The organism is Bowmanella yangjiangensis (assembly GCF_017255015.1).
GTDB lineage: Bacteria > Pseudomonadota > Gammaproteobacteria > Enterobacterales > Alteromonadaceae > Bowmanella > Bowmanella yangjiangensis.
The window spans coordinates 106,187-131,721 of sequence record NZ_JAFKCS010000004.1 but is presented as its reverse complement, the minus strand read 5'-3'; the positions used below and the strand labels follow the sequence as shown (position 1 = coordinate 131,721).

Below are 25,535 nucleotides of genomic sequence, written 5' to 3'. Positions count from 1 at the left end.
AATAGGTTACGATGATTAAATAATTTTACCCGTTGAAACAAGTAAGATTAACTGGTGAAATGCATAGCATTACTCATCGGAGTTCTCTGAATACATGATGCTATCGGGCTTTAAGCTGTCAAAAACCAGCCTGGCGACTATCGCCACATTGCTGCTTGTACTTATGTGGTTGATTGGGAACGGAAATGTAAATACAGCCAAAGTTGAGTTTACACCTGTTATTGAACAGTTCTCGGAATGCCCAACCCAGGGCGGTAACCTAGGTGCCACGCTAATAGTTTTTGTCAATGCAGAGCCACTGGCTAAAAACCTGGCCCAGACGCTTTGTCAGGATCCTGTTGTAATTAAACAGTTTGGCCAGGTCAGGGCCGTATGGAACCATAGTGAAGACCAGGTATTACAGTATGTCGGCAAAGGTATTGCAGATCTGACACTAGTGAAGGAAAACCTGATGGCCGCCATCAGAGGCGAGTCAACCTATGGCTATCGCGTGGTTGCCGCTTATCCTGACTACTCCGCTTACCTCATATCCATGCGGGAAAAACCGCAGATTGACAAAGCATATTTACTAGGAAAACGCATCGGATTACTGGATTACCCTACCAGTCGCTCAGGCCATATTATTCCCATCGGAATGTTTAAAGAGCTGAATCTGAGCCTGGACAGCCTGCAGATAACCTATGCCAATTCTCATACAGAGCTTCGAAATCTCCTGATTTCCGGAAAAGTGGATATCATCTCGTCCTATTGGCAACAAGACAGAGATGAAGCCATTTTGTCCAGAAACTACATTACCCCAATCGAGCAGCAAGTCAGCGGCAGTAAGTGGTATTTAAAGATGGAAACCAACAACATAGACTTGTTTTGTGCGGTACAACGTACCCTGATTCAAATGGCTAAAGACGAAAATTCTGGTTACTTTAGTCGCTTAACACCAGAGCCAGATTGCCAGGTGAGTCCATGAGTAAACAAGCCGATGTGCGTTTGGCCAACAGCCTGCTGCTGTTTTTGATCAGTTTAATCATCCTCCAGATTATCTATTTTGTGGCGGCAAATCAGGCCCATCAACGTCAGGCCCAAACTTTGTCGCTGGCCTTGGAAAAGCGCATAGCCCTGGATTTACCCTGGTTAAGATTACCGAATGATGTGATGAACAGTGTCGCTGACGAACAGTCTGTACGGCGTTATCTGGATCAGCTTAACCAACAAGCAGCTGAAAATGGCTATGCAATAAGAGCCTTAGCGCTTCAGGGTATTTCGGCAACAGAACCGGATGGCGATTTTGCCAGCCAGGAACAAGCCAGAGAATTACATGTGCCAGGCCAAACACTGTCACTTAAGTTGGGATTTAAGACCTTTACCCTGCTGGATGGTTTATCCGCTTATCCTCTGTTGGCAGCGTTGTTGTTTACACTTTTAGTGACCCGTCCACATGAACAAAACGGCCAGCAGGACAACACAGATAGGGAACCTGAAGCGTTGCCAGCCGTTCCCAAACTGGTTGTCAATCTGCGGGAGCGCACCTTATGCAACAGTCTGGATGACAGGCAGGTGCAATTGTCCAACAAACCTTTCTGTTTTTATGTCGCCCTGCTGGAGTATTGCCTGCAACATGAAAACGCCGCACTGAACCATAACAAGAACATTCCTGACGAGTTGTTGGACCTTGCCAATCGTTATTTCTATCGCTTAATTGAATTGGGGCATACCATTCGCAAGCGTCCGGATTTCAGTACCAACCTGGATAAAATGCTCAGCGAAATTCGCGCTGCACTTGATGATGTGTTTCGTGATTGCCCTGAAGTAAAGGCCCCTTTTTATCCCCCAAAAGCGCAGGGTGAGGGCTCACGGTCAAAATTACACAACTATGCGCTGGAACAACTAAGGACAGAAGATTTGGAAATTATCGGCAAGTAAAGCGACATTTTGTCTGCCAAAACCTCAATATTCTTTTACGTAAAGATAATTCTGTCCATTAATTGAGCAGTCTCTAGCTTTTTCCGCCATCGCTGGTACTCTTTGCCACACCTGTCGTTGCTCAAAATCCCTAAACATGTCAAATACGCGAATTATCGCCATTTCCGGTGGCTCAGGCTCTGGGAAATCTCTGTTCACCCAAACCCTGATAGCAGAAATACTTGATGAAGGAATGGATATCCGCGTGCTGTGTGAAGATCACTATTATCGTGACCAGACACACTTAAGCATGGAAGAACGGCTGCAGACTAACTATGACCATCCGCACGCCTTTGAGCATGAGTTATTGGAAAAACACCTGGCGGAACTAAAAGCCGGGAACAGTATTGACTACCCTCAGTATTGCTTTAAAACCCATACTCGCCTGCCACAGACACAAACCATTACACCGGCCTCTGTAATTATCGTTGAAGGCATTATGCTGCTGGCAAGTCCGGAGCTGTTCCCTTACTTCGACATTAAAGTATTTATCGACACGCCGCTGGATATCTGCCTGTTGCGCCGTATTAACAGAGATGTCAACGAGCGCGGACGCTCCCTGCAATGCATCAGTGAACAATACGAATCAACGGTGAAGCCCATGTACCACAAGTTCGTCGCCCCCAGTCGTTTTACTGCGGATGTGGTCGTCACCCAAGGTGGCAAAAACAGAATTGCATTGGATGTTCTTAAATCTCACATCCAGCAGGTTCTTAAATAACAACAATAAAGGAAATGCTAACTGATGATTAGTCTGCTCGGTATCCTGCTACTCTTCGGTCTGGGTTATCTGGTATCCACCAACCGAAAGGCCGTTAACTGGCGCACAGTGTTAGGCGCATTTGCTCTGCAATTGGGCCTTGGTGCACTGGTTTTGTATGTCCCCTTTGGTAAAGATGTATTGCTATCCGTATCCAATACCGTATCGCAAATCATTGGTTACGCCAGTCAGGGCATAGAGTTTTTGTTTGGCGATTTGGGCAAAATGAAGCTTGGCTTCATTTTCGTTGTGCATGTGCTCCCCGTCATCGTGTTCTTCTCAGCATTTATCGCGGTGCTTTATTACCTGGGCATTATGGGGTGGGTGATCCGCTTAATCGGCGGTGGTATCCAACGTCTACTGAAAGTCAGTCGCCCAGAAGCCATGTCGGCTACGGCGAATATTTTTGTTGGCCAAACCGAAGCTCCATTAGTAGTAAAACCCTTTATTCCCACTATGACCCGCTCCGAGTTATTCGCTGTAATGGTGGGTGGCTTGGCCTCTGTCGCTGGCTCCATCCTGGCAGGTTATGCCGGGCTGGGTGTGGACCTGAAATACCTGATCGCGGCCTGTTTTATGGCTGCCCCCGGCGGTTTGATGATGGCAAAGCTGATCCTGCCCGAAACCGAAACACCTAAGAATGATCTGGCCGATCTCAGTCAACCCGAAGAAAAAAACGTCAATGTTATTGATGCCGCCGCGGCGGGTGCTGCCAGTGGTTTGCAGCTAGCTCTGAATGTGGGTGCAATGTTGTTGGCCTTTGTCGCGCTGATTGCACTTTTGAATGGCCTTATAGGTTGGGTAGGCAGCTTCTTCGGCGCCGGAGATCTCACTCTGCAGGTAATGCTGGGCTATTTGCTACAGCCTCTGGCGTTCGTGATTGGGGTTCCCTGGCAAGAGGCCCAGTTGGCTGGCAGCTTTATCGGTCAGAAAGTGGTTATCAACGAATTCTACGCTTACGCCGACTTCATCAATCACAGAGAGCAACTGTCCGAGCACAGCCAGGCTATTGTGACGTTCGCCTTATGTGGTTTTGCCAATTTCAGCTCCATCGCCATACTTTTGGGTGGGTTGGGTGGCATGGCACCATGCCGTCGTCATGACATTGCTCAGCTTGGCTTGCGTGCCGTAATGGCTGCAACTCTGGCGAACCTGATGAGTGCGGCCATTGCGGGTTTCTTCCTGTTCCTCTAGGACAGGCTCTATAGTTATTTTGTATTGCTAAACGGGTATTAAGATGAAATTGGTCGCCGTTGATTTTCAGGCTGAAAATGCCGACAAACTGTTTGTAGAATCTCTGCATCAAACCGGCTTTGGGGTATTGAAGAATCACCCCATTCAACAATCCATGGTGGATGCCATATATAAAAATTGGCAGCACTTCTTTGATTCCGAAGAAAAGCAGCAGTTTTTATTCAGTAAAGACACCCAGGACGGTTATTTCCCACCTTCGGTTTCTGAGACGGCTAAGGGTCATCAGGTCAAAGACATCAAGGAATACTTCCACTATTATCCCTGGGGTCGTTGTCCTGACGCACTGCGTCAGCAATTGGCCGATTACTATCTGGCAGCAAACCAATTGGCTGTTACCCTGCTGTCCTGGGTGGAGAAGCACTCTCCAGACGCTGTGTCATCGCGTTATTCTCAGCCGCTTTCAGGCATGATTGAAAACAGCGATAAAACACTGCTTCGTGTATTGCATTATCCACCGCTGACAGGTGGCGAAGAGCCAAATGCGATTCGCGCAGCGGCCCATGAGGACATCAATTTATTGACCATCCTCCCGGCAGCCAATGAACCTGGTCTGCAGGTTAAAAGTAAAGAAGATACGTGGCTGGATGTACCCTGTGATTTCGGCAACCTGATAGTGAATATCGGTGACATGTTACAGGAAGCCTCAGGGGGATATTTTCCATCCACCACACACAGGGTAATTAACCCCCAAGGCGCAGATCAGTCGAAATCGCGGATTTCCCTGCCCTTATTCTTGCACCCCAGACCAGACGTAGTGTTGTCTGAGCGCCATACTGCCGACAGCTACCTGAGCGAACGTTTGCGCGAGTTAGGCGTAATCTGAAAATTGACCGGCGTAGATACGCCGGCGTTACCAATGACGAGGACAGTATGAATAATGCAATACGCTTACTGGCGCTTTGCGCCTGTTTTAGCGCACCAGCATTTGCAGATAGCCCCAAACTGATTGTGCAGATCACAGTCGATCAGTTACGTGGCGATCTGCTGCATAAATATCAGCGTAACTTTTTGGACAAGCGTAACCAGAAAGGCTTCAAACGCTTTTTGAATGACGGCACGCTCTATATCAACGCTCACTATCGCAATGCCACCACGATGACAGCGGTAGGTCATGCCACACTGGCTACCGGTGCATTGCCTACCGAGCATGGTATTTTGTCTAATGGCTGGATAGATCGATACAGCGGCGAAAAAGTCTATTGCGTAGCCGATAAAAACACCCAATTACTAGGGGCAGATGGGTATAGCGCATCCCCAGCCAACCTGATGGCTTCCACTTTCTCCGATGAGCTATATCAGGCCAGCAATGGCAAAGCCAAAATCTACGCTGTATCAACCAAAGACAGGGGCGCAGTGCTGACAGGCGGTCACTTTGGCAAAGCGTTTTGGTTTGATAAGAACAACGGCAATGTCGTCAGCAGTAGTTACTACTTTGACACTCTGCCTGACTACGCGGTTAAGTTTAATGAGTCAGGCCTGAAAGACAGTTTTGCAGGTACGTCCTGGACACTTTCCCAGGAAGAAGCAAATTACCACAACGATGCAAGTAACCGTCCTTTCCAAATCCCCCCTAAGGGTTTTCGTTCGGGCTTTCCTCACCAGATGCCTGAAACTGCAGATAAAGCCTACTATGGCATGCTCGCCTACACACCTTTTGGCGACAAGCTGACCGCGGAGTTTGCCAAGCAGTTAGTAACACAAGCGGACATGGGTAAGGATGATATTACCGATTACCTGTCTGTCAGTTTCTCAACCAATGACTATATAGGTCATATGTTCGGCCCAAATAGTCTGGAGGCAGAAGATAATCTGATGAATCTGGACCGTACTTTGGCGGATTTCTTCAGCTTCCTGGATAAGCAGGTTGGCCTGGACAATGTACTGATTGCCCTGTCTGCGGATCATGGCGTGGACGCCATTCCTGAGTACAAGAAAAGCATTGGCTTTGCGGGTTTCAGAGGCAACACAGGTAAGCAGTTTGAGGCAATCAACCAAGAGTTAGCCGAACAATTTGGTATTGAAGGCAAGCTGGTAAGCAGAACCTCTATGCCATTTTTGTATCTGGACCTGGCATTGATTGAACAAAATAAACTGGATATCCACGCTGTGCAGTTGGCTGTGGCTAAACATGCCGCTACCTTGCCAGGTATCGCCCGCGTGTTTACCCGCAAGCAACTGATGACCGAAGATCTGTCTTTTGATCCTATTGGCAGTAAAGTTCAGCGGGCTTACGTACCCTCCAGGGCAGGTGACGTGGTCTTAGTTCAGTCACCTTCCAGCATGTTTGAAGGATACTCAGCTGCCACACACGGCTCACCGTATAAGTATGACACCCATGTACCAGTATTCTTCACCGGCTGGAAAGTCAAACCTCGCAGTATCAGTCGTCAGGTTTCACCTGAAGATGTGGCAGTCACCTTATCTGCGCTGATGAAGATTACCTACCCGGATAAGTCCACCGGACAGCCGCTGGACGAAGTGGTGTCACTGGCTAAATAATTGAAAAAGGGCATTTTGAATGCCCTTTTTTATGTTCCATCATTGCACTATTAACTTAGCTTAGCGTCTAGCCTCTTTTTTAATGAACTGAACAGAGGGTGCAAAAAATGCCGCACCGGTTTCAGGCACACTGTAGTCCAGTAAGCGGTCATAGTTACCTTGCCTGTCACCGACTATTCGACTGTGTAATATCTGCATAAAAGGCTTAGGGCTCTTGCAGCATGAGACGAAAAACAGTCCCTGATTCTGCATATCGCCATATGGCATGCTTTGCCGCAAGATCTCTATAGGGCGTCCGGTCGTAGCAACCAGATTGGTCCGGGTGCTATGGCTGTATAACACCCTATCTTCCAGTGGAAATTCCACATCATCCTCTTTGGTACGCCCGATGATCACTTCCTGTTCGGCAATATTGACCCTGTTCCACCTGTCCATGTCGTGACGGTAGCGTTGTACGTGCACATAACTGCCACCGGCAAAGTCAGGATCGTCATCCCCTACTATCGCCACCGACAGTTTCTTCATACCTTTTGGATTGTTACCGCCTTCGACAAAGCCAAGTAAGTCACGCCCATCCAGATAGCGGAATCCTTTGGTTTGCTCGACAAGTTCGGCCTGATCTTTCAGTAGCTCATAGACTTCCACGCCCACGGCGTGACAGATATCCGCTCGATCTGCGCGAATCTGGATAAACAAATCACAGGGCACCACCGGCGCCTGGCGATCTTCGCAGGCCAGATTCGGAAAAGGTGAGAGTTCCTTGGGGTTAAGGCCGGGATATAAATCCATCCAGTAGCTGCTGCCCACGGCAACCACTCCCGACACCATGGCTTCATAGTGTTCTTCATCATAATGTTCGAAAACATCGAGAATCTTAGCCAATTTGCGGCGTATCAAACCAGTATCGTCGTCGGTGACGTTAAATAGCAGATATAGCGCATGCAGGTTGGGCTCTGCACAGATACCCTTTTGCGGTTGCGACATGTGGTTCCTCTTCATTCCCCGAATAAAGGTCAGATGGTTGAGAATCTGCTGTTCTCTTTCCCGCCAACCTCATACTGTCAGATATGTATCAACAGCCTGATAAATGAATGCAACTTGTTGAAAATAATGTCATTGCACTGCTTTTCAGATAATTCGACATAATATACGCCAGAATCCACATAAAAAAAGCCCCGACAAACGCCGGGGCAAAGGACACAGTGGAAAAGTCAGCCAGCATGACTGGCAAATGTTCCCCTAAGAGAACGCAGTGAGGGTCAGAGCTTAATGTTGTTTTTATCCGGCTCTACCCCAAATCCCTTACTTACGTGAGCCAGTGAAATCCGGATAGGCTTCCAATCCGCAGTCCACCATATCCAGCCCTTGATACTCATCTTCTTCACTGACACGGATCCCCATCAGTGCTTTGAGTACGCCCCATACCACCAGACTGGCACCAAATACCCAGATGAAGATAGTAGCAGCGCCCATAATCTGACCGACAAAAGTCGAGCCATCGTTGGTCAGCGGAACTATCAGCAATCCAAATAATCCTGCCGTGCCATGCACAGAGATGGCGCCTACCGGGTCATCGATTTTCAGTTTATCCAGGGCAATAATGGAGAACACCACCAACACACCGCCAATTGCACCAAACAGGCTGGCCTGTAAGGCAGTTGGTGTGGAGGGCTCGGCCGTAATGGCAACCAATCCTGCCAGCGCACCGTTTAACACCATGGTCAGATCTGCTTTTTTGAACAATACCTTAGCCAGAATCAATGCGGCCACCGCGCCTGCTGCTGCCGCCGCATTGGTATTCAGAAACACCATAGCCACAGAGTTGGCATTGGCAATATCGCCCAGTTTCAAAACCGAACCACCGTTAAAACCAAACCAGCCCATCCACAGGATAAAGGTACCCAGAGTTGCCAATGGCAGGTTTGAACCGGGGATAGCATTAATTTTGCCGTCCTTGGTGTACTTGCCCTTACGCGCACCGAGTAGCAGCACACCGGCAAGCGCAGCAGCAGCACCGGCTAAGTGAACGATGCCCGAGCCAGCAAAGTCTGAGAAGCCCATGTCGCCCAGAACGTACATACCAAACACCGCCTGACCACCCCAGGTCCAGCTACCTTCCAATGGATAGATGAAGCCCGTCATTGCCACCGCAAACAACAAGAAAGCCCACAGCTTCATGCGTTCAGCGACCGCACCGGAGACTATGCTCATGGCAGTGGCGACAAATACCACCTGGAAGAAGAAATCAGAGGCTTTTGCATAGATTGCGCCGCCTTCGAAGCCATCCTCACGTCCGGCAAACTCACCTAAGGTTGAGGTCACATCCACACTGCCGATACCGGCCAGAAACAGCTCACCGTCGTACATGATGGCGTAACCGCAAACCAAATACATAATGCAGGCGATGGCATACAAAGCGACATTCTTGGTTAAAATTTCAGTGGTGTTTTTGGCACGAACCAAACCCGCTTCCAACATGGCAAAGCCGGCCGCCATCCACATAACCAAGGCACCACAGACCAGGAAGTAAAAAGTGTCTAGCGCATACTGAAGGTGAAATGATTGTTCCACGTTTATCGTCTCCTACTTCGGTTAAATGGCGTCGTTGTCAGTTTCACCAGTACGGATCCTGACGGCATGCTCAAGGTCAAAGACAAATACCTTACCGTCACCAATCTTGCCGGTTTTCGCCGCACCAACAATGGCTTCCACCAGTCGGTCAACGTGGTCATCCTGTACAGCGATATCCAGTTTGACCTTAGGCAGAAAATCCACCTGATACTCTGCACCACGATACAGTTCGGTATGTCCTTTTTGCCGCCCGAAGCCTTTAACTTCTGTCACGGTCAGGCCATCAATGCCGATTTCTGAAATCGCTTCTCGAACATCATCAAGCTTAAATGGCTTGATGATGGCACTGACTAATTTCATCTTGTTGCTCCTGAGATAATTGTTATGTGTCGACTCAGTTAGCTAAACAAATGCCGTGCCATCTGATTTATCCACATGAAATCAATTGGTTACAAAAATAAGACTGAGTAAAGTGAAGAGAAATTGCACCATCAGGGTGCTGGAGTATAAAAATGCACCAACGGAGTGCATGAGAGAATCAGGTTCATCGCGCCAGTCCGTTGGGGTAAACTGGAGCAGCACGCAGTCTATAAACAAGGAAATCGTCGTGAAGCGTAGCTGTTTACTGATACTTGGTTTTTTTCACACTATGGTATTTAGCCAGACAGAGTCGATAGAGCCCTCCGCCCCAGATGAAGACCAGCAAACACTGGTAACAGAGCGACTGGTGTCAGACAAAGCAGCCTTGGTCAACCCATACGCGATTACCCAGCATAAGCCTAACTTTTTGTTACCTGTCAGTTATCAAAAGAATCCCAATCAACTGGGCGATGATGGCTTTAGCCAGGGCAATATCGATCATATGGAAGCTAAATTCCAAATCAGTGTAAAAATGCCGGTCTATCGCCCTGATGAACAGCAGAGCCTTGAAGGGGTCTATTTTGGTTTCACTGCCAAATCGCATTGGCAAGTATATAACAGTGAAATTTCTAAGCCTTTCAGGGAAACCAATTATCAGCCAGAAGTGTTTTATAACTTTGATACTGATTTAAAACTGCTGGGCTACCGCTTTAATCTCGCCCAAGTTGGTATTGAACACCAGTCAAATGGCCAGAATCAGCTGCGCTCACGCAGTTGGAACCGTATTTATGGCTCGCTGTTATTTTCCGATGAAGACTCGTTTTACTACCTGCGGGCCTGGTATAGGATAAAAGAGGATGAAAAAGACGACCCGCTGGATCCAAGAGGAGATGATAATCCCGATATCACCCATTTCCTGGGTCATATGGAGGTAGGTTATGGCACCCAAATGGGCAACTTCAAGTTGATGACAATGATCCGCAATAACCTAAAAACCAGCGACAACAAAGGCAGCATAGAACTGAACCTGACCTATCCGCTGAACAATAGGTACGAAGTCCTGTTGCAATACTTTAATGGTTATGGGGACTCACTTATTGACTACAATCGCCACCAGCAACGCATCAGTTTAGGGATTCAACTGGCGTACTTTTAACAAGTAGCTGGTCAAGCTGTCTAAGCACAATCAAGGCGGTTTCGGCCGCCTTGCTAAAATAGTCCCTATCGATACGTTCAATCTCGTCTTCTTCGGTATGATAAAAACGATGTTCCCCCACCCCCAGATACAAATAGGGAATACCAGCCTGACCGAAAACTGCGTGATCACTAGCTCGATCGTAGTTAATCCAAGCCCTGCTGCGATAGCCCCTGGCAATGCCTTCCACTCCGGTTTTCAGCCTTAGCGGCGCTAACCCTATACTCGCATTCACGGCAGGGAGCAGCTGAGGATGTTTTTTGCTTCCTCCTACCCACAGCTTATTACCACTGCCGCCATAACCCAGCATATCCAGATTCAGGTTAACCACCATTGACGAAAGCGTTACCGGTGGGGCATCAACAAAAGCACGGGCACCGTACAAACCTCTCTCTTCTGCATCTGTGGCAAGAAATATAACAGAATGTTCAGCAGGATGAGTCTTCAGTGCCGCAGCCAGATAGAGCAATACCGAGACTCCGGAGGCATTGTCATCCGCCCCATTGAAAATACGATGGCCTTGTTTACCTAGATGATCATAGTGAGCACTGACCACAATAAAACATTCGGAATAGCCTTTGCCTGGCAACCAACCGACCAGGTTGACACCAGATAACTGGCCTATCACAAAATGATGTGTGAACGGCATCTCATAGCTGTTATGAAAAGTACGTAATCCGAGGTCGGTAAATACCTGTTTAATGTAAGAGCGCGCCAGCTCTGCGCCATGGCTGCCAGTTCGTCGCCCTTCCATCTCATCACTGCTTAACACCTGCAAATGACGCCATAGCAGTTCATCAGCAAAAGTAGGTAAAACCAGTCCAAACAACAGTAAGGTAAAGCCGGACCAGCGCATCAAAGTTTCGTTAGCAAATTCAGCTTACTTTGGTAACGATGCTCGTCATGATCATTAACGGAGCGCCGTTTAGCCAGCTTGAGATAACGTTCTGTCAGGGCCAAATCTCCCATTTCGTAATAGGCTTTAGCTAAACCAAAATAAAACTCATGCTGCTGACGATTAAGCTCTATGGCCCGACGATAGTGGCCAATGGCTGCACGCCAATGGGCCAGCTCATACTCCTGTTCACCCAGCAAAAAATGATAGTAAGGGTTATTAGTGCGTTGTTGCTCCAACTCCTGCATAATCAGAGCGGCCTGTTTCTCTCTACCGGTCAGGTTATAAATCACCGCCAAATTCTCCTTGGCACTGCGGCTTCCTTCCAGTTGTATAGCCCGTTGATAACTCCGTTCTGCTTCATCGAGCAATCCGTTCTGACGATACAGTACCCCCAAATTAACCCATGCCTCGGCCAACGAAGGATCTTGCAGCACAGAAGCACGAGAGTAGGCATAAGCGCGTTTAGCATCATTGTTCACCAATGCATCAGCCGCTTTGTTGTTATAAAACATGGCCAGTACTCTTTGTTTGGTCACTGTTCTGGTCGGAAGCTTGGCGCTTGCCACCTGCGGATCAAAATCCACTTCAACCGTTTGCGGATTGAAATAAATGGAATTAGGCGACAATTTTGGGGAAATACGCAGATTGACATGGCCATTGAGCATGCTGTAGCCATCCCGTCGAGTCCAAAACTCGGGCACATCAACTTCCTGAAACTCAATTTGCATCCCAGCCTGCTCAGCCAGTGCAAAAGTCATAATAGACATCGACAGGCAGTTAGCTGCACGATTGTGGAAGGTATCTCTGGCAATGGTATTGGCGTCATTGGCATAAAGCAGATTCAAATCTGCTCTTCCAAACACTGCGCGAACTAATTGTCTGGCGGCAACCTTAGGTTCTGCGGCCCCGGCACTGACCTTCTCGGCAAAATGCATCATCTCATCATCTAGCGCGAATACCTCATGCTCACTCTCAACCTTGAACTTTTCAAAGCCAGCAAAGTTTTCATCCATCAATAAAGACTGCGGTGAGTAGACAGCAGTAGATTTTGGGGTATTGGTACAAGCCATCATGCCTGCACTGAACAGGAAGACTAAAATTAGACGAAATAACTTCATCAGACCACTCCACACATAGCGCTTGTTTTACCTTAGTTGGCGATTAACCTCCTCTCAACATCTTTTGTTCCGTGAAACTGTAAGCTACCGTTTCAGCCCATTAATTCTCGGTTGTTCAATACGAAATAACAGTGGCTTAAGAGTCTTTTAGCATTCGTTTAATCATCTCTTACCAGCGTATTTTGACCACTGTCTTTAGCATGCAATGACTCATTTCATTGGAACAACAACATGTATTGCAATCGCTACAACATCTACACCTTAATTCATAAGGCGCTCAGGGCTAGCATGTGTGACACCCTTGTCATTCTTGGCAGCCTGGACGATACCGATCCTCAGGAGATTAAAGACCATCTGGAACTGGTGTCAGACCTTCTGACGCTCTGCCAGCACCATCTTGAACATGAAAATCACTTTATCCACGAAGCCATTCAACGGCAAAACCCACACTTACACATAGCAACAGTGCAGGAACATCAAGAGCATGAATACTGCATCAGAAAACTGAGCACACTGATTGCCCAGTGCCAGCTAAGCAATGCGACGCAGCAGCAGTCGGCACTACTTACTCTTTACCGCGAATTGGCACTCTTTATTGCCGACAATTTTGAACACATGCATGTAGAAGAAACCCACAACACGCAAATGCTCTGGGATTTGTTTAGTGATGAAGAAATTCACCAGATAGAACAACAGATTGTGGGTGCCATGGAGCCAATTGAACAACAGCGGGTGTTGATAATGATACTCACGCATATCAGCCATACGGAACGTCTTTATTTGTTACTTGGTATGCGTCAACACGCACCAGCGGACGTATTTAATGACGTGCTCAGCATTTTGCAACTGCAACTCCCGGCATCACACTGGCAGAAGTTGTCCAGTGAGTTAATTCAGGCCGCCTGACTTCACGACTAAGGAACAAAGATGCGCGCAATTGGCTTATTTTCGTTTTTACTACTTTGGTTTTTCAGCAAGGGGCTATCGGCGCTTGAATTACCTGTCCCCCAAGTTGAATACAGTGCTATTCGCGAAGTGCAGTCGGCACAAGGTAGCTTTCAGCAAAAATTATTCTTCGCCAGCGGTAAAGAGCGGCTGGAAATGGCGTTTGAGAACATGAAGATGATCCTGATCCAGCGCCCTGATAAAAAACTGGCTTGGCAACTTATGCCCATGGTGAATATGTATTCCACTATTAGCATGGATAAAGGACGGGAAATATCAGGTACGCCGCCAGACAACGTCAGTATTGAGCTACTCGGTGAGGAGAATATAAATGGGCAGATCTGCAAAAAATACAAATTGTTGATGAAAGACAAAAGTGCTGGCGGCTATATCTGGTTCAACGAACAGAATATTGCCGTGAAGATGGACTTTGTCGCTGTCATGGGGAAAGGCCGCGAACGCGTCAATATGCAGTTAAAAGACCTGCAAGTTGGAAAACAGGATCCTACTCTGTTCGAAATCCCCTCAGGCTATCTAGCCATGCCAGGCATCCCAGGATTTTAATTTTCAAAAGGAACTAACCCAATGCTCCTCAAACCACGCTTACTGATGGTGGGCTTGCTATACCTGGCTAGCCATACTTCGCTTGCAGATTGTGTAGGCGGCAGTTTTAAAGACAGAAAGAATGCGTTTCAGAATGCCGAGTCTTTTAGACAACTAAACCAGCCCTGGTTGGCTATTCAGAGCTATAAAGAAGCACAAGGATATATCTGTGACAAAGACAGCGAAAATATCTTTCAGCAAGCCATCCGTTACGCAGCACAAATTGGCAGAATGCATGGCGATATAGCCAAACAACAAGGCAACTTATTGGGTGGTCAAGGGCATCCACCAGGCGCCTTTGAATGGTATGAATTAGGTGGTCACTTTAAAGACGCGGATAATGCCCTGATAGCGGCAGTTAAAGCCAATCCTGGTGAATTGAGCACTGTGGATGCCGCATTGCAGCATTTTTCTCAACGTGCATTGCCGTCTTTTATTACAAATAACCAAGCGCAGATAAAAGTGACAGGTGCCTATCAGGTAAATCCTGATGATTTACATCTGGTAAGAAGCGTACCTATCACTCAGCTACAAGCTCTATTAAAGCAGACACAAGAAGCCGTGCCTGAGACCTATCTGGAGCAACGCCTGGAACTCGAAATAAAGCGGGACAGCCTAGGTAGAAATATTGCCAGTGCGATGCAGCTCAACCAGCAAGCAGCCAGCTTCGAGAAGAAGTGGCGTCCAGACCCGCTGGAACAGGTCGACAGCCTGCTATCTCAAGGCAGAGACTGGCTCAGATTGGTGAACCCCATTGCGACACAGGAGCAATACACTCAGCAACTACAACAACAGCATATCGCACTGGCAAAACGCCTGTTGCGATTTGCTCAAAGCCATGAATTATTGGCTGCGGCAGTAAGTCACATGCATATGGCAGATGCACAGAACATGCTCGAAAGCGCTAAAGCTATTGCGTCTGCACAGGGCGATAAGGCCATGACGCAAGGAATGCCGCAAAAGGCTATGCAGTTCTATCAGATATCAGAGGAATACGACAAAGAGAATCAAGCCAGTGCATTGCTTGAACAGCAAGCTGAGCAAGACGCACAGCAGGTAGAAGCTGACATGCCAGACTTTGCTGCCATGCAGGAGTTACTCAATGATCCTCAAGCTATCCAACGTCTGCAACAGCAAACATTGGAGATGCAAAAGCAGGCTTTGGAATTACAGAAAAGCCTTGAATCGCAGCAACAACAAGATACCGATTCGCTAGCTAAAGAACTGGGGTTGTAATGGCACAAAAACAGCTATCCTCTGTCCCGGCGCTGCAGCTCATTTTGTTAGCTTGCTGCAACACTCTACAGGCAACTGAAGACCAGGATTGGCTGTATGTCAGTTTACATATGTCGGGAAGCAGCGTGCCTGGCTGTTCAGGGGGCGACTGGAAACTACAGTGGAAGGACAAAGTCGCCATGGAGCAGGGGCCTTTGCTGGATTTGCTGGATAGCTACTCAGCCTTTGACAACAGCCATGAACATCAGGGCGCTCGGGTGAGTGCTCAGTTAGATGCCAATCCCGTGACATGCAGAGACGATGAGGGCAAGGTGGTGCTAAAAGCACAGATTGAGCCACTTAGCTCGGAACCGTCGTTCACGCTTAGTCTGGCGAACAACTCAGCTATCGCGTCCCCTTTTGTTACATTTGGCAGTGAAGCCGGCACCTGCTATTTAACTATGATGCCAGGTGGTCAGCAGCAACTGCCCGTGATGGTCGCCTTGGATAGTAGAATGCTCACGCCACTGTCGCCTATGCTTTCCTTTGACGAGCAAGCGATACTCGAGGGGTTTTCCAGGCGCTATCAGTTTACCGGTATAGTCGCTGGCGCACCTGCAATGTGTATGGGTGGCGAAATACTCACAGGCACATTGCAAATGCGTTTTCGCGCAGGTCCAGAAGATCCAGAGGTCAGTATGGAGGCCTGCCTGCACCTGGCAAAAGATGAAATACGCGCCGTCATCGCCGAGGGCACTCCTCCAGGCGGGAGCTACGATTTTGAATCAAGTGATTACCAGGTGCTGGACCCCAGCGTACAATTAGGCAATCAAACCATGGTTGTAGGCCAACACCCCGGTAACGCGGAGCTAACCGTTACCTATCAAAGGGACGGCAAAACTGCCCAGGCCAGCGTTGCGGGAAGTGTTGTCGAACTTGTCAGCATCAATAGCGGACAACCTCTACCGGAACTCACATTATTTGACGATGAGGCCGAACCTCGCAGCGACATTTATGTCTTTGATCTCAACGTTCGCCCCTCAGACGGCTATGTGCAGCTTTATTTAGACAACAATATCCTGGCCAGTGTGGCCAACACCGCCACCAGCGTGCAGATTCAGCCAATACAACCCGGTACGACACAACTCAAAGCGCGCACGCTGTGCGGGACCGAACTGGGGCAACCGCAGCCCATCAACATAGTGAAATGTAACAAGCAGACCCGCGATAAGCTTAAACAGCAAGCCAAACAGCTACGCATTCGTATCGACAATATCAGTAAACGTATTACTGATTTATTGTCAGATAGCGAGTTCAACCGCGCTGCTGACGAAATCAAGCAGACGACCATCGACATGGCGACCAAAACAGCTGAGTCTATTATTTCCACCTTGAGTCTGGCCCAATCCCAGAAAATTAACGTTGCCGCCAAAACCGGCGTGCAATTAAGCCGTACGATTCACATAAATAATCAGGCCATTGAAATCACCTCTCAGGCCTGGGATATCGGCAATTGGGGTAACGATGCCCAGTCAGCAATGGCCAACAGCACCGATTTGCAGGGTTACGTAAAACCTGCCATTGGAGCACTTTTCTTGCTGGCCGGAAGCGCCAGACTCTCACTTGCCAAGACCTATTTTGAAGCTTACCAGGTAGCAGAAAAATTTGGCCGGGATTTGGGGTTATTACAGGGCGTGGCCAATGAATTGGCCCCCCTGATAACCCTGTTGGATCAGCTAGCTGATGAACACGAAAAAATCATGCAAAAGCTAAAACGATGTGGCGAGGAAGAGTCGCAATCAGGCGAGCCGGATCAGGATATGCCACCGCCCCCCAAAAAACGTAAACCCAAAAAGCAGCCAGAAGAGCCTGAACTGCCGCCAGAAAACGAGCCAACGCCCCCGACTGCGCCCGAGGGTGATGACAGCGACTCGGATGATCCTATTATCGATGAACAGCCCACCAAGCGTTCATTTGGGCTGGCTTGTCAGGCCGACAGTCAAGATCCCGCCAAGCTGGCCAGGCAGTGGCAACATATGCATAAACTTGTCATAGCACAGCAGGCAAATATCACTGAAGGCCAGCAGAATCTGAATAAGATGCAGCAGCAATTAGACAATATTGAACAGTTACTCAACCAGGATGACCTGAGCTCGGAGCAACTCGGCAGTGCCATCGCCAGCTACCAAAGCCAGGCCGACGAGTTTCTGTTCCATCATGCCCAAATAGGCAGTGCCAGTCTGAACTACCTAGAAAATACAGAGAGCTGCGATGAAAAGTTCCGCGTAGATATCGACGATCTGCGTACCCAATATTAAATATGTGTAACAAATTGGTAATTCGTGCAATCTGCCATTTTCCCTTCTATAAAGTTGGTGGATAATTCGCCTCCTTTTTTTAGGGTTATTGGCCATGTCACAGAACAATGCAGCACAGATACTCGACCCGCAAATGGTTGAGCTACTCACCAGCCACATATCAATCCATGTGGCGTCCAGTACTGATCAGAATCAGGTTAGTCTGGTGCGGGGAGTAGGCTGTCGTGTCAACGCCCGACATGACCGGATTACCATTCTAGTACCGCGCTCTCAGGCCGAGCCGGTACTTCGCTCAATTGCTAAAAATGGCAGGATTGCTGCGGTATTCAATCAACCAGAAACCTATCGCACTGTTCAGTTTAAAGGCGTAGATGCACAGGTCGAAAATGCCACAGCAGAAGATATTGCAGCCCTGCCCGCTTACTTGCGCAGTTTCAGCGAACGCTTACTGAAATACGGTGTTAAAGAAATCTACGTACACACTTTATGTGGCTGCGAAGCAGATGACATGGCAGCCATTAGTTTTTCACCTTTAGCGGCTTATCTGCAAACACCAGGTGCCGAAGCGGGCTGCAAGTTGCCTTTAGGACGGCCATTACCATGATGCAAATGATTAGCCTTGAGTCCATTCGCAACTGTTTGGAAGGACTAGTTCCTTCCGGTGTGGCGACCTGTGGTGCCGATGGGATGCCCAATGTCACCTTGGTTTCTCAGACCATGTATGTGGATTCACACCATATCGCCCTATCCTTTCAGTTCTTCAATAAAACCCGCGAGAACATACTAGTCAACCCCATAGCTTCAGTGCTGATGATGGATCCAGACACCGCCGCACGCTACCGATTGATGGTGCATTATCTCAGAACTGAAACCAGCGGCCCGCTATTCGAAAGAATGCGCGCCAAGCTGGCGGGCATCGCTACTCATGAAGGCGTTGAAGATGTATTTAAACTGAAAGGAGCGGATGTCTACCGGGTGTTGAATATCGAGCATGTGCCTGGCAGGGAGCTGCCTTCCACGCAATATGGCGCTCCCATCCTACCAAGCATGCGACGCTGTATAGACAGTTTAGGCCAATACGGTTCGCTCGATGCATTAGTAGATAAATTACTCGACTCCTTGGACCGCTATTTTGACATTCGCCATAGCATGTTTTTGATGGCTGATGTGCCGGAAAATAAACTTTATACCCTGTGTAGTCGCGGCTACCCCACTTCCGGCATAGGCGCGGAGATCCCTTTTGGCGTTGGTGTCATTGGCGTAGCCGCCCGAGAGTGTGTGCCAATCCGTATCTTGTTTGCAGCCTCCGAATATCAGTACACCCGGGCGATGCATTCAGAAGCCATAAAGCAAGGTCTGAGCTCCGGTCTTGAGGCTGAAATCCCCTTTCCAGGTCTAACCTCGCCGGGCAGCCAGATGGCCGTGCCAATCATGAGTAATGGCCGCTTACTAGCCGTGCTCTATGTTGAAAGTCCACTCCCCAATCAGTTTGGCTACGATATGGAAGACGCTCTGGTCGCCTTATGTGCCAAAATGGGCGAATCCATACAGCTTTTGCAACTTCAAGCACAACAAGGTTACTCAACTAAGACTAACCCGACAGCGGCACAGCCTTGCTCCAACCGGGCCGAAGGTCCAAGTCTGAAAGTAAAATATTTCTCGCGCGATCACAGCTTGTTTCTCGATGAAGAGTACCTAATTAAAGGGGTGGCAGGTGCCATCCTTTGGTATTTGCTTAATACTATTCAAAAAGAAGGGCGCTGCGAATTCAGCAATCGCGAACTGCGCCTGGAAGGACAGCTTCCACTGCCGGATATTGCCGACAACTTGGACGCGCGCCTGCTGCTGCTATCACGCCGACTGCAGGAGCGCTCTGATTGCCTGGCCATTGAGAAAAGCGGCCGTGGCAGATTTAAACTCCTGTTGCAACGGCCGCTTGAATTAGTGAAAGATTAGTTAGCCTTCGTAGTCGTCGCATCCGGCATTTGTGGGACAAATAAGATGTAGGGTGTCTCTATGGGCTGACCTGGAATACGGTTTGCTGGCATCTCCTCGCCAGCGGGACCCAGTTCCCGTAAGTAAGCGTAAATGGCTTGTTGGTCTTGACTGGTCATCGCTTGCACTGAAGGCCAGGGCATAGGCGGTAAACCACCAGCCTGAATTCTTGCCTGCCACTGTGGCCAATCCATAGTCGCGGCTCTCAGTCTGAGATTGCCCGCATAACTAACCCCCCAGGGACCAGCAAAACCAACCTGGTCGCCAAGCAGCCATTGAGCCTCAGCGACCTTGCCGCCTAAAGGCGCATAATCTTTGGTATGGCAATCATTACAACCGGAAATTTTAATCAGATAACGGCCGCGCTCAACCACAGATTCGGCGACAGCACTTTGGTTGACCAACGCCAGCATCATGCTCACTATTAAGGATTTCATTTGAGTCTCCAGATTATCAAACAGGACAAGTCTAGTTGTTATTCTGAAATCAGACTCTTAGCCATTTATTACGCCATTCTTAATTAAACCTTAATCTGGACTGTGGGTTGGCGCGGTCCACATCCCTAACCGATTTAAACTCTGCGCTGTCTTACCATCTTGGACAAACATAACTATTGGCAAACAGCAGGAGAACACAGCTGGTCGGCCTATTCGCTCGCACTAAGAGTTAGCTTTCTCTATCTGTTGCAAAAGCCAGGTACGCGCTGAACCGATATCTGCAAAAAAGGCATGAGGCATGTCGGCTGCCACATAAATTTGATGCCACAATTGCTCCCCTAATCCAGGGTACTTAGTATCAGTGAGCACCACTGCCGCAGCGACCATACCACTATCACGCGAACGACCAATTGACAGATTCATCAACTGCACCGCATCGTGTGTCAGCAAAGACTCGCCATGCAACACCACCAGATTGCCCCAGGGCTCACCAGCTAACGCTTGCCTATGCTGCTGAACTGCCAACTGATATTGCTCAATCAACTCCGCATTGCCTGGCCCTTCGCCATGCAATAATAGAATCCGCCCTTCCACCTGCAAACTAAAACTGCCATGGGCTAAAAATTTATCCATACCCCTTATCGGCTCTCCTGAAGTAATTAGGCTGCATTGTAGCCAACCTTACTGGCATACCAGTAAACAATTATTCACTCGCCGGTTTGTTTTTTACCCTCAAATATGTCGGCTTCTTTTACAACAAAGAACTGGGGCATAATGTTACTCATTGAAATATAAAGAGTAAAAACAGGCGCAGAATATGCTTACTTCTAAAGAGATACTGAGACCTGTAGTTTAGGCCCCGGCAAAATATCGAATCTCACCATGGATGGCCGATTCACCATCTATGTTGGAGTCGAAAATGAATAGAAAGCTACTAGGTGCAGCCTTACTAGGCTGCGCTGTACAGACACAAGCCGCCATGATAGATCTCACCGGAATTGGTTATGCTACCTATGGCGACTTTAATTCTTATTCGCTTCCCATTGGCCAGTTGCAACAAGGCTGTGTCGGCCCTGGATGCCCGCTTCATATACCCTCTTCTCCTGGACAAATCAGCGATTTAATCGTGGTTGCGACAGGCTCCTCCGGTGTCCCCGTGAACACAAACTTCGCCGGTATGGATAATGCTTATGCAACTCCCTCTGGCGAGAGTGGTTCAAACTTTTTCAGTACAGGTACCACAACAGACGCCGACCAAGTATCTGACTTTTTTGGCGACCAGAGTAATACCTGGGATTCATCACTATTGGCTCTGAAAACCTTTCTGGCCGGCGACCAAATGGTGATGTTTTTTAATAATAACAACCTGAACGGCGGAAACTTGCAAAGTTTGGCTGCCTGGGCACAACTGGAGATCACTGACGACAATGGTGACCGGGTAGCAATATACGACTTCACCAATAACAATAACTCCTATGCATTGGTGTCTGAAGGCGGTGGCGGTGAGTTTCTCGGCGACCCAACGGCTTACACATCAACCGGCGCAGGCCCCACCATCGGTGACAATAATACGACAGACTACGTGCTGTCCGGTGGCCCCATTTGTATTGATTATGATTTGATACCTGGCGTGCCAAGCCCCGTTTCTTGTTCATCAGCTGACGCCGATGAAGGGCCGATAAACCACAACCTGGGAGCGGATGAAGCAGCCTATGCCATTGTAGCTCCAGAGTTAAATATGCTACTTGCAGGCTTATTCGGCCTTGATGATGCCACCTTGGCCAATTACACCATGCACATTGATTTAAGACTGGGTTGTGACCCTATATTCGGAACCGCAACAGATGAAATCTGCACCGGTGCAATTTCTGGCTATGGCAAAAATATCAATAACGGTTATGAACAGCTGTTTATTGGCACCGCCACCTTTGATCAACCGCCTCCCCCAGAATTCCTGAGCCACAAATGCTAATGCTGTTCGCATTGGGTTTGTTGTCACTTGGCGTCAGCAGATTTAGAAAAGTAGCAGCTTAACGCTGCTACTTTTTATTCCAAACCTAAAAACCCACCGGTCTGATGTGCCCATAACTTGGCGTAAATACCATTTTTTGCTAACAGTTCAGCATGAGTACCAGACTCCACCACCCGGCCTTGATCAAGCACCAATAGCCTGTCCATTGCTGCGATAGTGGACAGGCGGTGGGCAATGGCCAACACGGTTTTATTCTCCATCACTTTATTCAGGCATTCCTGAATGGCCACTTCCACTTCCGAATCCAGTGCAGAAGTGGCTTCATCCAGAATCAGAATCGGCGCATCTTTTAGCATTACACGAGCAATGGCGATGCGTTGGCGCTGGCCACCTGAGAGTGTCACACCACGCTCCCCGACATGGGCATCGTAGCCGGTGCGACCATGTAAGTCGGATAGGTTTTGAATAAATTCATGGGCCTCAGCCTGCTTTGCAGCATTAATCATATCCGCTTCGCTGGCATCCAGTCGCCCATACAAAATATTTTCCCGCACCGATCTATGTAACAAGGAGGTATCTTGCGTCACCATACTGATGTGCTCACGCAAGCTTTCCTGACTCACCTCTCGAATGTCCTGACCATCAATCAGGATCTGCCCGGAGTTAAGATCGTAGAAACGCAGCAACAAATTTACCAGTGTCGATTTACCTGCACCTGAGCGTCCTACTAATCCCACTTTTTCACCGGGTTTGATGTGAATATCCAGGTCATCAAATACCTTATTACGATTGTCGTAGGCAAAAGAGGCACGACGAAACTCAATGCCTCCACCGCGCATCGCAAGAGGAGAGGCGTTGCTCACGTCCTTCACCGCAACAGGTTTGGATAAGGTGTTCATGCCATCCTGCACCGTACCTATGTTCTCAAACAGCCCAGCGACTTCCCACATAATCCATTGCGACATGCCATTCAAACGCAGGGCCAGACTTACCGCCACCGCAATATCTCCAGGTGTCGCCAGTTCATGCAACCACAGGTACACGGCCAGCGCACTGGTCGAGAAAATCAATAGCGCATTGCTAAACCACACACAGGCATTGAGTACGGTCACCAGACGCATTTGAGGGTAGACGGTGGCAAGAAAGGTATCCATGCTGTCTTTGGCATACTGCGTTTCGCGATTGGTATGAGAAAACAACTTAACCGTAGTTATATTGGTATAACTATCAACCACCCGACCGGTCATGATGGAGCGCGCATCCGCCTGTTGCTCTGAGACCTTCTTCAAACGTGGCAGCAATACTTTAAGAATGCCCACATAAACCAAAAACCAAAGCGCCAAGGGCAAGCTCAACCGCCAATCAACGGCAAACACCACCACAAAAGCACTAATAAAGTAAACGCTCACATACACCATGAGATCCAGTAACTTAAGTACCGTTTCTCTTACCGACAGCGCGGTCTGCATCACTTTGGTGGCCACTCTCCCGGCGAATTCATGCTGGAAAAAGCCAAGGCTTTGAGACAATAGATAGCGATGCGCCTGCCAGCGAATTCGCATCGGGAAGTTCCCCAGCAAGCCTTGGTGATTGACCAGCGAATGCAGAAGTATCGCTCCCGGTAATAACACCAGGATCACCACTGTCATCCACAGCAAACTTTGCCCTTCTTCTTGCAAAAAGGTGGCTCGTTCGCGTGTGGCAAACCAATCAACCAGTTGGCCCAGGTAGCCAAACAGACTCACTTCTAGAATGGCAATCAGAGCGCTGAGCAACGACAGACTAATAAGTATCCCCGCCATACCGCGGCAGTAGTACAGGCAAAATGCCAACAGACTCGCTGGCGGCTGCTGTGGCGCATGGGCAGGAAAAGCCTTTACCAGGCGTTCAAACAATCCAAACATCGATCTACCTTTTCAAGCGGGCTTGTGTTGTAAGACAACAAGCACACTGATATTTCCAGTCAGATGAAACGGCCAACACTGCCTCTTTGCTTATCAACTGAGCGATAAGGCACTATCAGCACTATAGAGAGGTTATTTAGGCTCAGAGCTTTTTCGCGCGATACCGTCGACCTTTGATTTTCCCTTCTCGAAGATAAGCCAAGCACCGTTTAACGCTGCGCGCTTTGATTGCCACGTAGGTTTGATTATCTAACAGGTTAATCTGCCCAACATCCGCTCCTTCAATGCCGCCATCTTTGGTGAGGGCACCCAGGATATCTCCCGCTCGCAGCTTATCCTTGCGACCACCGTCTATACAAATAGTACGGAATGCCGGTTCCTTAATAGCACGGCCATTGTATCGAACTCGTTCGATATCCGCCCAGGTGATAGCCTGCTGCTGAGACTCTTCAACCATAGCGGCGCGCGGCGCTTCCTGAGGAGAGCAAAGGGTCAGCGCCAGTCCTTTATTCTCAGCACGGCCGGTACGGCCAATGCGATGAATGTGCGTATCAGCATCACTGGCCAGGTGATAATTAATCACTGCATCCACATCTTTAATATCCAGTCCCCGAGCCGCAACGTCGGTTGCGACCAGAACATTTAAACTGCGCTGGGCAAATTGCAGCAGCACTTCCTGGCGTTGCCGCTGCTCGAGATCACCATGCAGTGCCAATGCGCTAAAGCCTTTTTCCTGCAAATCATCAGCAACTAGCTGACACTCGGCTTTGGTATTGCAGAAAACAATAGTGGCTTCAGGTTCAAAATGCGTAAGTAAACAGCGCAATGCATGCAAACGCTTATCTTCGCTGACTTCATAGAAAAACTGGGTAATCTTGTCCTGACTATGCAGCGTTTCTACCTGAATACGCTGCGGCTGTTTCTGCAAGCTACGGCTAATTCGCTCTATCCCTTCGGGGTAAGTGGCAGAAAACAGTAAAGTCTGGCGGCTTGATGGCGTTGAACGCACCAACGCATCCAGGTCGTCAGCAAAGCCCATATCCAACATACGGTCGGCTTCATCCAATACCAGGGTATTCACCTTGCTCAGATTCAGATTACCCCGACGTACATGGTCGAGCACCCGTCCGGGCGTGCCTACTACAATCTGTGCGCCATGTTGCAATGATGCAATTTGACCGGCCATAGGTACGCCGCCATACAAAGGCAGCACTTTGATATTGTCTAAAAACTTGGCTAACTTGCGGATTTCACCACAAACCTGCTCGGCCAGCTCCCGGGTGGGACAAAGCACTAAGGCCTGGGTCGAGGATGAACCAGGTTCGAGTCGGCAAAGCAAGCCGATACTGAATGCCACGGTTTTTCCACTGCCGGTACTGGCCTGGGCAGTTACATCTTGCCCGGTAAGTATGCAAGGCAGACTGGCTGCCTGAATAGCCGTCATATTGGCATATCCCAAAGCCAGCAGAGTGTCCTGCATGGCGGCGGGTAATGATAATGTGGAAAACGCGTTACTCATTTACTCTAACCAAAGC

24 protein-coding genes are annotated in these 25,535 nt (G+C 48.7%); 15 read left to right on the top strand and 9 right to left on the bottom strand.

Features of this window, described 5'->3' with window-relative positions:
• Window positions 1-94: 94 nt before the first annotated feature.
• The 6 genes from J0A65_RS06375 to J0A65_RS06350 all read left to right on the top strand — a co-directional run bounded on the left by J0A65_RS06375 (window position 95) and on the right by J0A65_RS06350 (window position 6,469).
• On the top strand, window positions 95-964 hold the full coding sequence (locus J0A65_RS06375) for a substrate-binding domain-containing protein (protein WP_206593306.1): 870 nt from the start codon (window positions 95-97) through the stop codon (window positions 962-964).
• The gene (locus J0A65_RS06370; protein WP_206593305.1) at window positions 961-1,917 is read left to right on the top strand and encodes a hypothetical protein; all 957 of its coding nucleotides are present in this window, start codon (window positions 961-963) and stop codon (window positions 1,915-1,917) included. Before J0A65_RS06375 ends, J0A65_RS06370 begins: the two co-directional genes overlap by 4 nt.
• Before the next feature lie 136 nt (window positions 1,918-2,053).
• Complete coding sequence (gene udk / locus J0A65_RS06365) at window positions 2,054-2,677, top strand: uridine kinase (RefSeq protein WP_206593304.1); 624 nt, start codon at window positions 2,054-2,056, stop codon at window positions 2,675-2,677.
• A 24-nt stretch (window positions 2,678-2,701) separates the two neighbouring features.
• Window positions 2,702-3,910 (top strand): NupC/NupG family nucleoside CNT transporter, encoded by a 1,209-nt coding sequence (locus tag J0A65_RS06360; RefSeq protein WP_206593303.1) that lies wholly within the window; start codon window positions 2,702-2,704, stop codon window positions 3,908-3,910.
• A gap of 43 nt (window positions 3,911-3,953) precedes the next feature.
• Complete coding sequence (locus tag J0A65_RS06355) at window positions 3,954-4,793, top strand: isopenicillin N synthase family oxygenase (protein WP_206593302.1); 840 nt, start codon at window positions 3,954-3,956, stop codon at window positions 4,791-4,793.
• A 47-nt stretch (window positions 4,794-4,840) separates the two neighbouring features.
• Window positions 4,841-6,469 carry an alkaline phosphatase family protein gene (locus tag J0A65_RS06350; protein ID WP_206593301.1) on the top strand — a complete coding sequence of 543 codons (1,629 nt, stop codon included), beginning with the start codon at window positions 4,841-4,843 and terminating at the stop codon, window positions 6,467-6,469.
• A gap of 60 nt (window positions 6,470-6,529) precedes the next feature.
• Here the strand turns inward: J0A65_RS06350 and J0A65_RS06345 are convergent, their stop codons facing one another.
• The 3 genes from J0A65_RS06345 to glnK all read right to left on the bottom strand — a co-directional run bounded on the left by J0A65_RS06345 (window position 6,530) and on the right by glnK (window position 9,400).
• Complete coding sequence (locus J0A65_RS06345; RefSeq protein WP_206593300.1) at window positions 6,530-7,453, bottom strand: Dyp-type peroxidase; 924 nt, start codon at window positions 7,451-7,453, stop codon at window positions 6,530-6,532.
• 318 nt (window positions 7,454-7,771) lie between these two features.
• Window positions 7,772-9,040, bottom strand: a complete 1,269-nt coding sequence (locus J0A65_RS06340) for an ammonium transporter (protein WP_206593299.1) — start codon at window positions 9,038-9,040, stop codon at window positions 7,772-7,774.
• Between the two features lie 21 nt (window positions 9,041-9,061).
• Entirely contained in the window at window positions 9,062-9,400 is a 339-nt protein-coding gene (glnK, locus tag J0A65_RS06335) for a P-II family nitrogen regulator (RefSeq protein ID WP_206593298.1), read from the bottom strand.
• Window positions 9,401-9,647: 247 nt separating this feature from the next.
• Between glnK and J0A65_RS06330 the strand changes: the two genes are divergently transcribed.
• On the top strand, window positions 9,648-10,556 hold the full coding sequence (locus J0A65_RS06330; RefSeq protein WP_332874303.1) for a phospholipase A: 909 nt from the start codon (window positions 9,648-9,650) through the stop codon (window positions 10,554-10,556).
• Here the strand turns inward: J0A65_RS06330 and J0A65_RS06325 are convergent.
• Together J0A65_RS06325 and J0A65_RS06320 are read right to left on the bottom strand one after the other, a co-directional pair.
• Window positions 10,525-11,451 (bottom strand): M28 family peptidase, encoded by a 927-nt coding sequence (locus J0A65_RS06325; protein ID WP_206593296.1) that lies wholly within the window; start codon window positions 11,449-11,451, stop codon window positions 10,525-10,527. The genes J0A65_RS06330 and J0A65_RS06325 overlap by 32 nt on opposite strands.
• The gene (locus J0A65_RS06320; RefSeq protein WP_206593295.1) at window positions 11,451-12,611 is read right to left on the bottom strand and encodes a tetratricopeptide repeat protein; all 1,161 of its coding nucleotides are present in this window, start codon (window positions 12,609-12,611) and stop codon (window positions 11,451-11,453) included. Before J0A65_RS06320 ends, J0A65_RS06325 begins: the two co-directional genes overlap by 1 nt.
• A gap of 231 nt (window positions 12,612-12,842) precedes the next feature.
• Here J0A65_RS06320 and J0A65_RS06315 point away from each other — a divergent pair, with 231 nt between their 5' ends.
• The 6 genes from J0A65_RS06315 (at window position 12,843) to J0A65_RS06290 (ending at window position 19,648) form a co-directional block, all read left to right on the top strand.
• On the top strand, window positions 12,843-13,517 hold the full coding sequence (locus tag J0A65_RS06315) for a hemerythrin domain-containing protein (RefSeq protein WP_206593294.1): 675 nt from the start codon (window positions 12,843-12,845) through the stop codon (window positions 13,515-13,517).
• A 21-nt stretch (window positions 13,518-13,538) separates the two neighbouring features.
• A complete protein-coding gene (locus J0A65_RS06310) occupies window positions 13,539-14,120 on the top strand; it encodes a DUF4412 domain-containing protein (RefSeq protein WP_206593293.1) in 582 nt (193 codons plus the stop codon).
• 21 nt (window positions 14,121-14,141) lie between these two features.
• A complete protein-coding gene (locus tag J0A65_RS06305) occupies window positions 14,142-15,395 on the top strand; it encodes a hypothetical protein (RefSeq protein WP_206593292.1) in 1,254 nt (417 codons plus the stop codon).
• On the top strand, window positions 15,395-17,692 hold the full coding sequence (locus tag J0A65_RS06300) for a hypothetical protein (protein ID WP_206593291.1): 2,298 nt from the start codon (window positions 15,395-15,397) through the stop codon (window positions 17,690-17,692). Before J0A65_RS06305 ends, J0A65_RS06300 begins: the two co-directional genes overlap by 1 nt.
• A 94-nt stretch (window positions 17,693-17,786) precedes the next feature.
• Window positions 17,787-18,296, top strand: coding sequence for a pyridoxamine 5'-phosphate oxidase family protein (locus J0A65_RS06295; protein ID WP_206593290.1), 510 nt, complete (start codon window positions 17,787-17,789; stop codon window positions 18,294-18,296).
• Entirely contained in the window at window positions 18,293-19,648 is a 1,356-nt protein-coding gene (locus J0A65_RS06290) for a GAF domain-containing protein (protein ID WP_206593289.1), read from the top strand. The genes J0A65_RS06295 and J0A65_RS06290 overlap by 4 nt, the downstream gene beginning before the upstream one ends.
• On the opposite strand, the gene J0A65_RS06285 is transcribed toward J0A65_RS06290, so the two are convergent.
• Both J0A65_RS06285 and J0A65_RS06280 read right to left on the bottom strand, forming a co-directional pair.
• Window positions 19,645-20,124, bottom strand: coding sequence for a hypothetical protein (locus J0A65_RS06285; RefSeq protein WP_206593288.1), 480 nt, complete (start codon window positions 20,122-20,124; stop codon window positions 19,645-19,647). The two genes, J0A65_RS06290 and J0A65_RS06285, sit on opposite strands and share 4 nt — an antisense overlap.
• 222 nt (window positions 20,125-20,346) lie before the next feature.
• Window positions 20,347-20,757 carry a hypothetical protein gene (locus J0A65_RS06280; RefSeq protein WP_206593287.1) on the bottom strand — a complete coding sequence of 137 codons (411 nt, stop codon included), beginning with the start codon at window positions 20,755-20,757 and terminating at the stop codon, window positions 20,347-20,349.
• 286 nt (window positions 20,758-21,043) lie between these two features.
• On the opposite strand from J0A65_RS06280, the gene J0A65_RS06275 reads away from it, so the two are divergent.
• Window positions 21,044-22,096 carry a hypothetical protein gene (locus J0A65_RS06275; RefSeq protein ID WP_206593286.1) on the top strand — a complete coding sequence of 351 codons (1,053 nt, stop codon included), beginning with the start codon at window positions 21,044-21,046 and terminating at the stop codon, window positions 22,094-22,096.
• Window positions 22,090-22,158 carry a hypothetical protein gene (locus tag J0A65_RS27890; protein ID WP_206593405.1) on the top strand — a complete coding sequence of 23 codons (69 nt, stop codon included), beginning with the start codon at window positions 22,090-22,092 and terminating at the stop codon, window positions 22,156-22,158. Before J0A65_RS06275 ends, J0A65_RS27890 begins: the two co-directional genes overlap by 7 nt.
• A gap of 12 nt (window positions 22,159-22,170) precedes the next feature.
• Here J0A65_RS27890 and J0A65_RS06265 read toward each other — a convergent pair whose 3' ends face one another.
• Both J0A65_RS06265 and dbpA read right to left on the bottom strand, forming a co-directional pair.
• The gene (locus J0A65_RS06265) at window positions 22,171-24,000 is read right to left on the bottom strand and encodes an ABC transporter ATP-binding protein (protein ID WP_206593285.1); all 1,830 of its coding nucleotides are present in this window, start codon (window positions 23,998-24,000) and stop codon (window positions 22,171-22,173) included.
• A gap of 142 nt (window positions 24,001-24,142) precedes the next feature.
• On the bottom strand, window positions 24,143-25,519 hold the full coding sequence (gene dbpA / locus J0A65_RS06260; RefSeq protein ID WP_206593284.1) for an ATP-dependent RNA helicase DbpA: 1,377 nt from the start codon (window positions 25,517-25,519) through the stop codon (window positions 24,143-24,145).
• Window positions 25,520-25,535: the final 16 nt, after the last annotated feature.